At 71.7% G+C, this 12681-nt stretch carries 11 protein-coding genes and 1 pseudogene; 9 read left to right on the top strand and 3 right to left on the bottom strand.

The features are described from left to right. Positions 1 to 2: 2 nt before the first annotated feature. Positions 3 to 185 (top strand): annotated as a pseudogene (locus HC031_RS34795) (MFS transporter); the annotation flags it as partial. After that, positions 164 to 1399, top strand: a complete 1236-nt coding sequence (locus HC031_RS16745; RefSeq protein WP_167926370.1) for a glycoside-pentoside-hexuronide (GPH):cation symporter — start codon at positions 164 to 166, stop codon at positions 1397 to 1399. The pseudogene HC031_RS34795 and the gene HC031_RS16745, both read left to right, overlap by 22 nt. Before the next feature lie 36 nt (positions 1400 to 1435). Here the strand turns inward: HC031_RS16745 and HC031_RS16740 are convergent, their stop codons facing one another. Further along, positions 1436 to 2407, bottom strand: coding sequence for a TIGR03557 family F420-dependent LLM class oxidoreductase (locus tag HC031_RS16740; RefSeq protein WP_167926258.1), 972 nt, complete (start codon positions 2405 to 2407; stop codon positions 1436 to 1438). Between the two features lie 123 nt (positions 2408 to 2530). On the opposite strand from HC031_RS16740, the gene HC031_RS16735 reads away from it, so the two are divergent. The 4 genes from HC031_RS16735 to larC all read left to right on the top strand — a co-directional run bounded on the left by HC031_RS16735 (position 2531) and on the right by larC (position 6590). Further along, positions 2531 to 3712, top strand: coding sequence for an FUSC family protein (locus HC031_RS16735; protein WP_167926257.1), 1182 nt, complete (start codon positions 2531 to 2533; stop codon positions 3710 to 3712). Between the two features lie 72 nt (positions 3713 to 3784). Further along, the gene (larE, locus tag HC031_RS16730; protein WP_167926256.1) at positions 3785 to 4654 is read left to right on the top strand and encodes an ATP-dependent sacrificial sulfur transferase LarE; all 870 of its coding nucleotides are present in this window, start codon (positions 3785 to 3787) and stop codon (positions 4652 to 4654) included. Then, complete coding sequence (larB, locus tag HC031_RS16725; protein WP_205862840.1) at positions 4651 to 5361, top strand: nickel pincer cofactor biosynthesis protein LarB; 711 nt, start codon at positions 4651 to 4653, stop codon at positions 5359 to 5361. Before larE ends, larB begins: the two co-directional genes overlap by 4 nt. Next, entirely contained in the window at positions 5358 to 6590 is a 1233-nt protein-coding gene (gene larC / locus HC031_RS16720; RefSeq protein ID WP_167926255.1) for a nickel pincer cofactor biosynthesis protein LarC, read from the top strand. Before larB ends, larC begins: the two co-directional genes overlap by 4 nt. Positions 6591 to 6752: 162 nt before the next feature. Here the strand turns inward: larC and HC031_RS16715 are convergent, their stop codons facing one another. Continuing rightward, a complete protein-coding gene (locus HC031_RS16715) occupies positions 6753 to 6911 on the bottom strand; it encodes a hypothetical protein (RefSeq protein WP_167926254.1) in 159 nt (52 codons plus the stop codon). A gap of 188 nt (positions 6912 to 7099) precedes the next feature. On the opposite strand from HC031_RS16715, the gene HC031_RS16710 reads away from it, so the two are divergent. Together HC031_RS16710 and HC031_RS16705 are read left to right on the top strand one after the other, a co-directional pair. Beyond that, entirely contained in the window at positions 7100 to 7660 is a 561-nt protein-coding gene (locus HC031_RS16710) for a DUF421 domain-containing protein (RefSeq protein ID WP_205862839.1), read from the top strand. Positions 7661 to 7704: 44 nt separating this feature from the next. Next, positions 7705 to 9129 (top strand): glucose-6-phosphate dehydrogenase, encoded by a 1425-nt coding sequence (locus HC031_RS16705; RefSeq protein ID WP_167926252.1) that lies wholly within the window; start codon positions 7705 to 7707, stop codon positions 9127 to 9129. Positions 9130 to 9168: 39 nt separating this feature from the next. Here the strand turns inward: HC031_RS16705 and HC031_RS16700 are convergent, their stop codons facing one another. Next, complete coding sequence (locus HC031_RS16700; protein ID WP_167926251.1) at positions 9169 to 10347, bottom strand: FUSC family protein; 1179 nt, start codon at positions 10345 to 10347, stop codon at positions 9169 to 9171. A gap of 447 nt (positions 10348 to 10794) precedes the next feature. On the opposite strand from HC031_RS16700, the gene HC031_RS16695 reads away from it, so the two are divergent. After that, complete coding sequence (locus HC031_RS16695; RefSeq protein ID WP_167926250.1) at positions 10795 to 12558, top strand: right-handed parallel beta-helix repeat-containing protein; 1764 nt, start codon at positions 10795 to 10797, stop codon at positions 12556 to 12558. Positions 12559 to 12681: the final 123 nt, after the last annotated feature.

Genomic DNA, 12681 nt, shown 5'->3' with positions numbered 1-12681 from the left:
GAATGAAGAAGCTCGGCCTGAATCAGTACCTCGGCTACGGCGCCGGTGACGCCGCGAACAACCTCGTCTTCTCGATGGCGTCGATGTTCCTGCTGTTCTACTACACCGACGTCGCCGGCATCTCCGCCGCTGCCGTCGGCACCCTGTTCCTGCTGGTCCGGGTCTGGGACGGCGTCACCGACCTGCTCGCCGGCCGGAGGTCGACAAGACCTCGACCCGGTGGGGCAAGTTCCGCCCCTACCTGCTGTTCGGCTCGCTACCGTTGCTGTTTCTCGGCGTGGCCCTGTTCTCGGTGCCCGGCGGGCTCAGCACGACCGGCAAGCTCGTCTACGCCTACGTCACTTACACGCTCTGGGGGCTGTCCTACAGCTTCGTCAACATTCCCTACGGGTCGCTCGCCGCGGCGATGACGCAGGACCCGGACGAGCGCAGCCGGCTGTCCAGTTCCCGGGTCGTCAGCTCGAACCTGACGATCCTGGCGCTGGCGGCGATCGTCGCGCCGCTGATCCAGACCTCGAACAACCTGCAACGATCCCTGACGATCCTCATGGCGATCTTCCTCGTCGTCGGGTTCGGGCTGTACCTGTGGTGCTTCTTCACCTCGCTCGAGCAGGTGCAGCGCGAGGAGGAGAAGGTCGGTCTGCGCGAGAGCCTCGCCATGCTCGGGCACAACCGGCCGCTGATCCTGCTGTCGCTGTCGGGCCTGCTGTTTCTCGGCGGGATGTTCACGCTGCAGACGCTCGCCGTGTACTACGCCCGCGACGTGCTCGGCAGCGGCGGCTACTACGTCGTCCTGACCGTGGCGCAGACGGTCGGCATGATCGCGGCGGCGGCCCTCGCTCCGAAGGCCGTGGAGTCGGTCGGCAAGAAGACCGTCTACATCCTGGGCGGCGTCGTAACCGTCGTGGGCGGGGTCGCTCTCGCCGTTGCGCCGGGGTCGGTCCCGGTGATCGGCATCGTGTGCTTCGCCGTGCTCGGCCTCGGCCTGGGCACCATCAACACCATCATCTGGGCGATGGAAGCCGACACCGTGGACTACGGCGAGTGGCGGACCGGCGTCCGCGCCGAGGGCACGATCTACTCGGTGCTCTCCTTCACCCGCAAGGTCGGGCAGGGCGTCGGCGGAGCCGCTGCGGCGTACGCCCTCGGGCTCGGCGGCTACATCGCCGGAGCCAGGGTCCAGCCCAGAGGCGCGATCACCACGATCAGGCTCGGTGCCGGGGCGCTCACCGCCGCCTTCGTCGCCTTGGCGATCCTCATCATCCTCGCCTACCCGATCACCGAGAAGGTGCTGCGCGGGATGGTCACCGAGCTGGCGCAGCGCCGCGCCGCCGAGGTGCCGCCGGCTCCGGGCGGTGCCGCGACGCCGGCGAAGCCGGTCACCCAGCGCCCGAGATGAGACCCGTACGGGCGGCCGCCCGGGTGCCGCGCGTTGTCAGGCGCGGACCGGCTCCCGGCGGCGTACCCGCGGCACAACCTCCCGGGCGTACAGCTCGCACAGCTCGCGGTGGTGCGGGCCGATGCTCGCGACGTACACCTCGTCGTAGCCGGCGTCGGCGAACTGTTCGATCTTCGCCACGTGCGCGGCCGGATCCGGGCCGAGCGCGAACTGATCGGCGACCATGTCCGGCTCGACGAGCGTGCTCCCCTGCTCGAAGTGTCGCGGCGACGGCAGCACCTGCGACAGCTCGCCCGGCAGCCCCTGCTTGCGCCACTTGTCGAAGGCGATCCGCAGCGCGTCCTCCCGGGAGGACGCGTAGCACGCCTTGAAGCCGCCCTGCGCGGGCTTCGCGCCACCGCCGTGGTCGCGGAACCGTTGCACCAGTTGCGGTTCGAGCTTGGTGGAGACGTACCCGTCACCGATCCGCGCGGCCACGTCGACCGACTTGGGCCCGAACCCGGACACGTAGATCTTGGGCGGCTGGTCCGGCAGCGTGTAGATCCTGGCCTGCTCGACGACGTAGTACTCGCCGTGGTGGTTGACGAACTCGCCGGTCCACAGTCGACGGATGAGGTCGACGGCCTCGTCGAGCATGGCCAGGCGCACATCGGTCGACGGCCAGTGGTCGCCGAGGATGTGCTCGTTGAGCGCCTCGCCGGTACCCACGCCGAGGACGAACTTCCCGCCGGTCAGCACCGCGCTGGTCGCCGCCGCCTGAGCGATGATCACCGGGTGGATCCGCATGATCGGGCAGGTCACCGCGGTGGTGATCGGCAGCGCGCAGACCTGGCTGAGCGCACCGATCATCGGCCAGACCATCGGGCTCTGCCCCTGCGCATCGGACCAGGGGTGGAAGTGGTCGGAGATCCACAGCGCCTCGAAGCCGGCCCGCTCGGCGGCCTTGGCCTGCTCGATCAGCTCGGCGGGCCCGTACTCCTCGCAGGACAGGGTGTATCCGAGTTTCATGCCGGCCCGATACCCGCTGTCGTACCGCGGACACCGGGACGCACCGGGCGCGGTTGCGCATCGCACTCGTATTCGGCGGAGTGGTCGGATTTGCCGGCCGCGGCCGGGGGGATGCCATCTGCCATGGGCAAGCTGAAACGATTGCGGCGGGAGTCCGCGGCGAGAGTCCCCGGCGGCCCGTACGCCACGCGGGTCGAGAAGGTGCTCGACAGCTGGCGGCACCGGACCCGGACCACCGAACGGGACCGAAGGCGACAGCTGGCCATGTACTCGGTGCTGGCCGTTCAAGCGGGAATCGCGGCCGGCCTGGCCTGGATCGTGGCGGGCAGGATCGGGATCAGTACCCACAATCCGGTCTTCGCGCCGATCGCCGCCGTCGGTACCGTGGCCGGCGCGGTGGGCCAGCGGCTCCGCCGGGTCGTCGAACTCATCGCCGGCGTGGGGCTCGGCATCGCGATCGCGAACGCGTTCCTCGCGCTCGTCGGACACGGAGCGGCGCAGACCGGTCTCATCGTCACCGCCACGATCCTGCTCGCCATCGCGCTGACCGGCCACGGCGGTCTCGTCACACAGGCCGGCGGAACGGCGGTGCTGGTCTCCGCGGTAGCGCCGACGACCGCGTCCGGGGTGGCCGCGACCCAGCTGGCCAATGCCGTGACCGGCGGCATGATCGGGCTGCTGGTGGTGATCGTACTTTTCCCGCTGAACCCGCTACGGATCGTGCACAAGGCCGCCGCTCCCGCCTTGAAACAGCTGGCGGCGCAGCTGACCGCGACGGGACGAGCGCTGGCAGACCACGACGCCTCCGGGGCCGAGAAGGCGCTGCAGGAGCTGCGGGACATGGGTGATGAGCTGGCGCGGCTCTCCGACGCCGTGCAGGGCGCCCAGGAGGTGGTGCGGTTCTCCCCGCAACGGCGTCACTGGCGCGACTCGCTTCAGCAGTACAGCGAGGGCGCGGAGCATCTCGACCGGGCGGTGCTGGCCAGCCGCGGTCTCACCCGCAGGTCGATCTCCCTCATCGTCGACGGCGAGAAACTTCCGCCCCTGCTACCCGAAGCGGTACACAACCTCGGCCTGGCGCTCCGCGAGCTGGACGAAGACTTCATCGCCGGCCGAGAGCCGCACCGGGCGCGCCACCGAACCCTGACCGCCGTCTGCCAGGCCGGCGACGCATGCCGGGCGGGGCTCGGGCTGTCCGGCACCGCGGTCGTCGCCGTCGTGCGCACCATCGCCGGTGAACTCCTCCAAGCAACGGCGATCACGCGCACCGACGCCAACCGCATGGTCCGTGAAGCCGCACGGTGAGCCCCGCCGCCCCCGCGCGACAGGTGCACACTTGGAGGAAGCCCTGCCGGCGCGGCCGCTGAGGGGGACGACATGACCCCGCCGCAAACCTCGATCCGCCCGGACCCCGAACTGTCGGGAGCCGACCGGGAGGCGGCCGACCGGGTGGCGGCGCTGCTGGCCGGCACCGCGCCGCTCGGCGTGGCCTTCTCCGGCGGGGTCGACTCCTCGACTCTGCTCGCACTGGCCGCCCGGACGCTGGGGCCCGACCAGGTACTGGGGATCCTCGGGGTCTCGCCCAGCCTCGCCGCCGCCGAACGTTCCGCCGCGCACGACATCGCCGCCGGCCTCGGGGTACGCGTGCGGGAAGTGGTCACCCGGGAAGGCGAGCGCCCCGAGTACCGCCGCAACCATCCCGACCGCTGCTTCCACTGCAAGGACGAGCTGTTCACCCGGATCGCCGACGACCTGGTGAACCGCTACGGCCTCGCCGCGGTCGCCTACGGGGAGAACGCCGACGACGCGCGGCGGCCCGACCGTCCCGGCGCGCGGGCCGCCGCGGCCCACGCGGTGCTGCGCCCGCTCGCGGACGCCGGCCTGGACAAGGCCGCGGTGCGCAGCATCGCCCGGGCGTTCGGGCTGCCGTGCGCGGACAAGCCGGCCAGTCCCTGCCTCGCTTCCCGGATTCCCCACTTCGACGAGGTGACGCCGGAGAAGCTGGGCCAGATCGAGGCCGCCGAGGCGGCGCTGCGCCGGCTCGGCTTCGCCGACCTTCGGGTGCGCCACCACGGCGACGTCGCCCGGATCGAGCTTCCGCCCGCCGATCTGCCGCGAGCCGTCACCGAGCCGCTGCGCCAGGCGGTACAGCGAGCCGTCACGTCAGCCGGGTTCCGGTACGCGGCGGTCGATCTGGCCGGCATCCAGTCGGGCGCCTTCTCGATGACCTACCTGGACCGAGCGTGAATCACTCCACGGACAGCTACGCCCGCGCGGGGTTGATCAGCAACGGACGAGGCTTCGACGACCTGGGCTGGGCCCGCCCGGACACCGACCGGGAGGCGCGGCTGGGCCTACCGGAGGTCGTCTACGGACCGGGCAAGACCCCGGAGCAGATCACCGGCGTCGTACGCAGCCTGCTGCGAGCCAACACCGGCCCGGTACTGGTGACCCGGATCGAGCAACCGGTGGCGAGCGAGGTGTGCCGGGCGGTCCCGGACGCTGAATACGATGCCGCTGCCCGGCTGCTGGTCTGGCACCGGGCCGAGCCGGTGGGGTTCGACGTGGCCGTCGTCTCGGCCGGGACCGCGGACGGCGGGGTAGCCGCCGAGGCGACCGGCGTGGCCGGCGCGGTCGGGCTGTCGGTGCACCGCATCAGCGACGTCGGGGTCGCCGGGCTGCACCGGCTGATGGCCGAACGCGGGCCGCTGTCCGGCGCAGGCGCGGTGATCTGCATCGCGGGGATGGAAGGCGCGCTGCCCAGCGTCATCGGCGGCCTCGTGGCGTGCCCGGTCATCGCCGTGCCGACCTCGGTGGGGTACGGCGCGGCCCTGGACGGGGTGACGGCGCTGCTGGCGATGTTGTCCTCGTGCGCACCGGGGGTGGTCGTCGTCAATATCGACTCGGGGTTCGGCGCCGCGATCGCCGCCTACCGGATGGCGGCCCGCCGATGATCTGTTGGCTCAACCCGTTCAGCGGTATCTCCGGCGACATGTTCCTGGGCGCGCTGCTGAGGCTGGGCGCCCCACTGGACGGCGTACGCGCCGCGATACGCAGCGCCGGCATTGACGGGTGGGACCTGGCACGGATCGAGGTCACGCGGGGCGGTCTGGCCGCGACGCGGGCGGTGGTCACCGTCTGCGACAACGCGACCGGCCGCCGGGCCGTCGAGCTGTTGGAGATCGTCGGGCGGGCCCGGCCCGAGCCCGTGGCGGCCCTCGCCACGCGGGCTGTGCGGGCCATCGCCGACGTGGAGGCGGATGTGCACGGCGTCGAGGTTGACAGGGTGCGCCTGCACGAGGTCGGCGGAACCGACACCGTCGTCGATACCGTCGGCGTGGCCGCGGCGCTGCACCTGCTCGGGATCACTGACGTGCACAGTGGCCCGCTCGGCCTCGGCGCCGGGACGGTACGGACCCGGCACGGCACGCTCCCCGTACCGGCGCCCGCGACCGCGGCGCTGCTGGCGCGAGCCGGCGCCCCGGTCGTTCCGGCCGGCACGGCCGGGGAGACGGTCACACCGACCGGCGCGGCACTTCTGCTGGCCGCACGCGCCCGATTCGGGCCGGTTGCGCCGATGACCGTGCACACCGTCGGGTACGGCGCGGGCAGCCGGGAGGTCGAGGGCCGGCCCAACGTGCTGCAGGCGCTGCTGGGCGACCCCATCGGGGCGGTCGACGCGCTGCACCTGCTGGCGACGAATGTCGACGACGTCACCGGCGAGGTGCTCGGCCACCTGGTCGACCGACTGCTCGCCGCCGGCGCCGCCGATGCCTGGCTGGTACCGATCGTGATGAAGAAGGGCCGACCCGCCCATACCGTGCAGGTGCTGGTCGGCCCGGACCGGGCCGCCGCGTGCGAGCGCATCGTCCTGGAGGAGACCGGCAGCCTGGGTCTGCGCCGCCTCCCGGTCGAGCGGCTCGCGCTGTCCCGGCGTACCAGCACGGTCGACCTCGACGGGCACCCGATCCGCATCAAACACGGTCCGTGGGGCGCCAAACCCGAACACGACGACGTCGCCGCGGCTGCGACAGCGCTCGGACTGCCGCTGCGGATCGTGGCGGAGCGGGCCCGCGCACTCGTCCACCATCCGCCGGCCGGTACGCCCGCGCCGGTTTGCGAAGACGGTCGCGCGGACGGCAGCGACACGGGCCGAATGCCCGAGCGCCGGCACGCCACCTGAGCACTGCCGGGGGTCTGGCGGTGACGTGCCCCGACCTGGCCCACGACATGGCTCGGCACGGGATCCCGGTCGCCGTCCACAACCGCACGACGGCCCGGGCGAGAAGCCGGCCGCCCGACGCAGCCGGCGAGTACTCTCCGGCAAACCGTTGAACTGTGCCGGCTAATCAACGGAACGACGGACCTTGACCACGCCCAACACGATCGACACCGCCAACGCCACCAAACCGATGATGATCAGCCACTTGACGGCCTCGAGGAACAGACCCAGCAGGATCAACACAACCCCGACGACGCCCACGGCGATCAGAAACGCCCGCATTCTCGCCTCCTGAGTGCGACAACCGATCCATTCCCTACGGCGATGGCATCGAACCGACGGCGGCGCCCCTCACCACCGCGACGGGAGGGTGGGCCGACGTGCCGCAGACGCCTGCCACAGAGTCAAACTTGTACGCGTACCCACGGAGCGCACCGACCTGTCGCGGAGGGCACCGCATGTGGCGTGACATGTTTGCCGTCCAGGTTCCCGTACTCGAGAAGGTCCTGCGCACGATCCTGGTGTACGCGACGATCGTGCTGTTGTTCCGGCTGACGGGAAAGCGGGGCCTCGCCCAGCTCAACACGCTCGACTTCACGGTCCTCTTCCTGCTGTCCAACGTCGTGCAGAACGCGGTGATCGGCAACGACACCAGCTTCTCCGGAGGGGCGATCGGCGCCGTCACGCTCGTCGCCACCAGCAACGCCCTCAACTGGTTGATCGCGCACAGCGGTCGGGCGGCCAGGGTGCTCGAGGGCACCCCGACGACCGTGATCGCCGATGGCAGACCGGTCATGCGGGAGATGCGGCGGCTCGCGCTGCGGCCGGAGGAGATCGCGCACGCGGTCCGGATGCAGCACGGCGACGACCTCGCCGACGTGGCCACCGGGGTCATCGAGCCGAGCGGCCAATTGATGGTCACGCTCAAACCCGCCGAGCGCACCGCGACCAGGCACGACATCGAGGACGTGCTCGACCGCCTCACCAGGCTCGAGACCCGGATCGCCGCCGAACACAACCGCGCCCGATAGCCGCCGGCCGCATACGGGGCGTACCGCCGGGGCATAACGCCCGCATGACCGTGCCGCACCCGCCGACCGGTGGCTCCGCTGAGCAGACGCTGCTGATCTTCGGCGCGAGCGGTGACCTGACCGCGCGACTGCTGCTGCCCGGCCTCGGCGGGCTGCTGGCCACCGGCCGGGGTAAGGGGCTGTCGCTGCTGGGCAGCGGCATGGACGACTGGAGCGACGACCGCTGGCGCAAACGCGTCGCCGACTCGTTCGCGGCCGCACGCGCCACCGGCCCCGAGGTTGAGGCCGTCGCGACGGGCGCCCGCTACCTGCGCGCCGACGTCACCGCGGAGACCGACCTGCGGCGGCTGCTGGGCGCCTGCCGCGGCCGGCCGATCATCTACTTCGCACTGCCGCCACCGGTGACCGAGCGGGCCTGCCACGTGCTGACCGGTATCGGCCTGCCCGAGGGCACCCGGCTGGTGATGGAAAAGCCGTTCGGCACCGACGCGGCCAGCGCGCGGGCGCTCAACGACCTGCTGACCCGGCTGGTACCCGAAGACCAGGTGTACCGGGTCGACCACTTCCTGGGCATGTCGACGGTGCTCAACGTGGTGGGCGCGCGGTTCGCCAACCGGATCCTCGAGCCCGTGCTCGGCAACCAGCACGTCGCGAGCGTCGACATCGTCTTCGACGAGAGCCTCGGGCTGGAGGGCCGGGCCGGCTACTACGACGGCGCGGGCGCGCTGGTCGACATGGTCCAGAGCCACCTGTTGCAGGTGCTGTCGCTGGTGGCGATGGAGCCCCCGCCGACGCTGCAGGCTCGCGACCTGCGCGACCGCAAGGCGCAGACGCTGCGCGCCACCCGGGTGTGGCGCGACGACCCGGTCGCCTACAGCCGCCGGGCGCGGTACACCGCGGGTGAGATCGACGGCCACCGGCTGCCGTCCTACGCCGACGAGGCGGGCGTCCCGTCCGACAGCCGGACCGAGACGCTCGCCGAGGTGGTACTCACGGTCGACACCTGGCGGTGGGCCGGGGTGCCGTTCCGGGTGCGGTCGGGCAAGGCGCTCAGCCCGCCACGCAAGGAGATCGGGATCACCTTCCAGCCGCCGCCGCGGGTACCCACCGGCCTGGCCGGCTGCGACCGGCCGGACCGGCTGCGCTTCGGCATCGGATTCGGCCCGGACCGGCTCCGCCTCGACCTCAACATCAACGGCCCCGGCGACCCGAGGCGCATCGACCTGGTGACGTTGGAGGCGGAGTTCGGCCCCGGGGAGTTGCCGGAGTACGGCGAGGTGCTCAAGGGGGTCCTCGAGGGCGACCCGACGCTGTCGGTACGCGGGGACACCGCCGTGGACTGCTGGCGCATCATCGAACCGGTGCTCGCCGCCTGGCACGCCGACGAGGTGCCGCTGCTGACGTACCCGGCCGGCAGTTCCGGTCCCGGGGGCTGGCCGCCGTCCGGACTTCCACAGCGGACCGCATGATCGCGCGGGCCGGTGTGGACCATCGCCGGCAGGGCACGCTCACCTCGTTGACCTCCAGCGGTTCACGCCGAACGGCGTACCGGGGGTCGACGGCGGGGCGGGGACTTTCAGGTCCCCGGCGCCCTCCCTGGACGCCTCGCCGGCCCGTTCCGGTTCGACACCGGCGAACACCATGACGTCGGCGGCGACCATCCGCACCGCCACGGTCGCGGCGGCGAGCGCCGAGCCCGATGGCGTGTCGTGGTCGACGAGGTGGCGGGAGGCTTCGAGCGCGCGATCGGCCGCGTGCTGGCGGGTCGAGCGATCGCCCGGCTTCTTCGCCAGCGCGGCGAGCGCCCCGGCCAGTTCCCGCACGCTCGGCACCAGCCTGCGGCGCTCACCCGGGCCGACGCCCATGGCGGTACGGGTGAGCATCAGGCAGCTGCCGCCGAGCAGGTCGAGGTGTCCGGCGTTCTCGTTCTCGCGTACGACGGGCGCCTTCCGCGAACGCCACACCACGGAGTGCCGGACCACCCGGCTGCTGGCATGTCTTGTCCGGCCGAGTTCGGACAGGTGGTCGCGCAGGTCACGTAGCCGGCCCAACGCCTGCTCCCCCACCGTGTCGTCGTTGCGGTCGAGCGCCCGGGCGGTGAGCTCGAGTCCGTCGGCCATTTCGGCCAGCGCCGCCGCCTCGGCGCGGCGCACCAGCGCGACCGGCTCCGGGGAGAACAGCAGCTGACTGAACACCAGCGCCACGCCGGCACCGATCAGCGCATCCACCAGCCGCTGCGCGCCGACCTCGCCGTTCGCGACGGCGACGGTGAGGATCGCGCTGGCGGCCGCCTGGGCCATCACGATGCGGGCGCCGCCCAGCGCCCGGGCGATCGCCATGGCGACGAAGGTGGCGAGCGCCAGGGTTCCGTAGCCGCCGCCCAGCACACCGATCGCCAGCTCGGCTGTCACGATCCCGACGACCACCCCGAGCAGCAGCCGCAGCGCGTTCAGTCCGCGTTCGCCCAGCGCCGCGTTGAGCGCGACGACGGCCGCGATCGGCGCGAAGAACGGCTGGTGGTGGAGCACGAGGTGCCGGGCGATGATCCACGCCACCGTAGCGGCGGCGGTCTGGTGCAGCAACGGCCACGCACCGGCGGCCAGTGTCCGCAGCGCCCGACGCCCGGCGCCGGCCAGCCGCCGCAACGGGCCGGCGTACGTGCGCACCGCCGGGTAGCGCAGGTTCACGCCGGCCCCGCTACGGTTCCCGGCACGTCGCCGCTCCGGCGCGTTCGCAGGCCGTTGGCCGACGCGCTCACCGCCTCCCGGCCTTGATGATGAGCACTCGCCCCCACGCTACTCCCGTGCGCGCAGACAACCTCTGCGCCCGCGCTGCTCAGCCTCAGGTCGGCTGCCCATCCAAATCAGGCCGTTGATCTGCGTTCTCAACCCGCCCACGGGGGAATCACACACAGCAGCGGTTTACCCGATCGACAACGGCCTCAGCGCGGCGTGCCGATTGCGTTGTTCGGCCTGTGCTGTCGCTGCCGTCGAAGGTCGTCGGCTACCGAAGACGCCGCGTCTTCCGACGGCACGTTTCTCGGACGGGCCGGTTGACGCGCTGATGCGGAAGTCACCACGGCCAGCGCTGGCCGGCTCCGTACGTAGGAGAACCTGATGCGTTCGCCTCAAGGCATGGATCCAACGGGCCGCGCCACCGCGGGCTCTCCGGGGACGGTGAACAGCCAGGAACCGCCCGCTAATCCTGCCCGCCATGACGCCATTACGACCCCAAGAACGAACCGGGCGGCGGCGGTTGCCGATGTCTGGGCCGCGGACCCGTTCGTCTACAACGCCCGCGCGCACGGTCTGGCCGGTGACGGGACCACCAACGACCAGCCGGCGCTGCAGCGGCTGGTCGATCGGCTCGGCGCCGCCTACGCCGCCGACGGTCAGCCCCGCACCATCTACTGCCCGTCGGGGGCGTACTCGATCCGCGACGAAGGCACCGTCTGGCGAAGCGGCGTGTCGCTGATCGGCGCCGGCGCCCGCGCCACCCGGTTTGCGCTGTCCAACCCGGGAAGGATCACGTCCCCCACACCGCTGGCCTACTTCACCGCGCGCGAGCACGGGGCCGATCGTGACAATCACCTCGCCGACTGCACCTTCGCGCACTTCGAGATCGACGGCTCGGGCGTCATCCTGCCCTCCTACAACGTGCTCGCCAAGGGGCTCGGGCTGCAGTACGTGCTGCGCGGCCGCTTCCACGACCTGTACATCCACGACACTCCCGCCACCGGCTTCGGCTGCGACTTCCTGCAGGACACGTTCGTCGACAACCTGCTCGTCGTGCACTGCGGGCGGCTGGAGAACTACGAGTGGATGGGCGGCGCCGGCCTCGGCATCGGCATCGGCGGCTGGGGAGCCACCGAGCGGCTGACCATCACCGCCTGCACCGCCGTGCGCAACGGCACCAACGGGGTCTTCTTCGAACTGCAGCAACGGGACTGGGCTCCGCCCAGCGGCATCCGCGTCATCGGCTGCCACGCCGAAGGCAACCGATTCGGCATCTCCGACTGGGGCGCCGACGGGCTCGTCGTCTCCGCCTGCACCATGATCGCCAACCATCAGGCCGGCTACGACGTCTCGGCGCTCGGCACCACCCACGTCGCCGGGCGCGGCGGTATCGTGACCGGCTGCGTGATCGAGGACAACTGCTGGGACGGGGTCGCGGTCGGCAACACCCCCGGCCCGTACAACTTCTTCGGCAACCGGATCAGCCGCAACGGCCGCTACGGGTACTGGCAGCACAACCTCGCCGGGGGCGCCCAGGTATCCGCCGCCAACCTGGTCGTCGAATGCAACGAGTTCTGGGACAACGCCCTCGACGGCATCCTCATCGACTCCTTGTTGTCCGACCCGTCGGTGACCGACAACCGGGTGCGCGACAACGGCCGGCGCGCCGAGCCCAGATCGGCCGGCGGCGGGCGGACGGTGTCCTACACCCCGCGGTCGCTGGTCGACACCGCCGCCGACTGGCGGCCCGACGGCCATCGCGGCAAGTGGATCACAGCCGGCGGCCAGCAGGCCATCGTCATGGGCAACAGCGCCACCGAGCTCACCCTCGCGCCGCGCCGTCCCGGCGCGACGACGGCCTGGCCGGAAGGCACCCCGGTACCGGGCGCCCGGTACCGGATACCCGACTCCCCCACCGTCAGGGCCGGCATCACACTGGCGGCGGCCACCTACCGCCCCACCATCCACAGCAACCGGGTCTGGGACAGCCAGCCCCACCAGACCCAGACCCACGGCCTGCACGTCACCGGCAGCGGCACCTGCGAGTCCGGACGGGTGTACGAAAACGATCTGGAAGGCAACGGTGTCGCACCGGTCCTGTTCGACACCGCGCCCTCCGGCGGCCACTGGTACCACAACTTCGGCCTCGACAAGGGCCCCTGACGTCGCGGCAGCACCGAGACGAGACCTAGTCGCGCCGATATACTCGACTCCGTGTTGCTCTCTTCGCGCACCTGGTGGCGGTCGCCCGTCTGGCGGCCGTGACCTGACCCTGTCTCGAGCTGC

Origin of the sequence: Planosporangium thailandense, from assembly GCF_011947195.1 — a bacterium.
Classification (GTDB): Bacteria; Actinomycetota; Actinomycetes; order Mycobacteriales; family Micromonosporaceae; genus Planosporangium; species Planosporangium thailandense.
The sequence above is the reverse complement of the archived record's forward strand: the minus strand, read 5'-3'. Positions and strand labels throughout refer to the sequence as shown.

Excerpts from the sequence above, each read along its gene's own strand:
- HC031_RS16740 (WP_167926258.1), bottom strand. The coding sequence starts at position 2,407 with ATGAAACTCGGATACACCCTGTCCTGCGAGGAGTACGGGCCCGCCGAG.
- HC031_RS16735 (WP_167926257.1), top strand. The coding sequence starts at position 2,531 with ATGGGCAAGCTGAAACGATTGCGGCGGGAGTCCGCGGCGAGAGTCCCC.
- larE (WP_167926256.1), top strand. The coding sequence starts at position 3,785 with ATGACCCCGCCGCAAACCTCGATCCGCCCGGACCCCGAACTGTCGGGA.
- larC (WP_167926255.1), top strand. The coding sequence starts at position 5,358 with ATGATCTGTTGGCTCAACCCGTTCAGCGGTATCTCCGGCGACATGTTC.
- HC031_RS16715 (WP_167926254.1), bottom strand. The coding sequence starts at position 6,911 with ATGCGGGCGTTTCTGATCGCCGTGGGCGTCGTCGGGGTTGTGTTGATC.
- HC031_RS16710 (WP_205862839.1), top strand. The coding sequence starts at position 7,100 with ATGTTTGCCGTCCAGGTTCCCGTACTCGAGAAGGTCCTGCGCACGATC.
- HC031_RS16705 (WP_167926252.1), top strand. The coding sequence starts at position 7,705 with ATGACCGTGCCGCACCCGCCGACCGGTGGCTCCGCTGAGCAGACGCTG.
- HC031_RS16695 (WP_167926250.1), top strand. The coding sequence starts at position 10,795 with ATGGATCCAACGGGCCGCGCCACCGCGGGCTCTCCGGGGACGGTGAAC.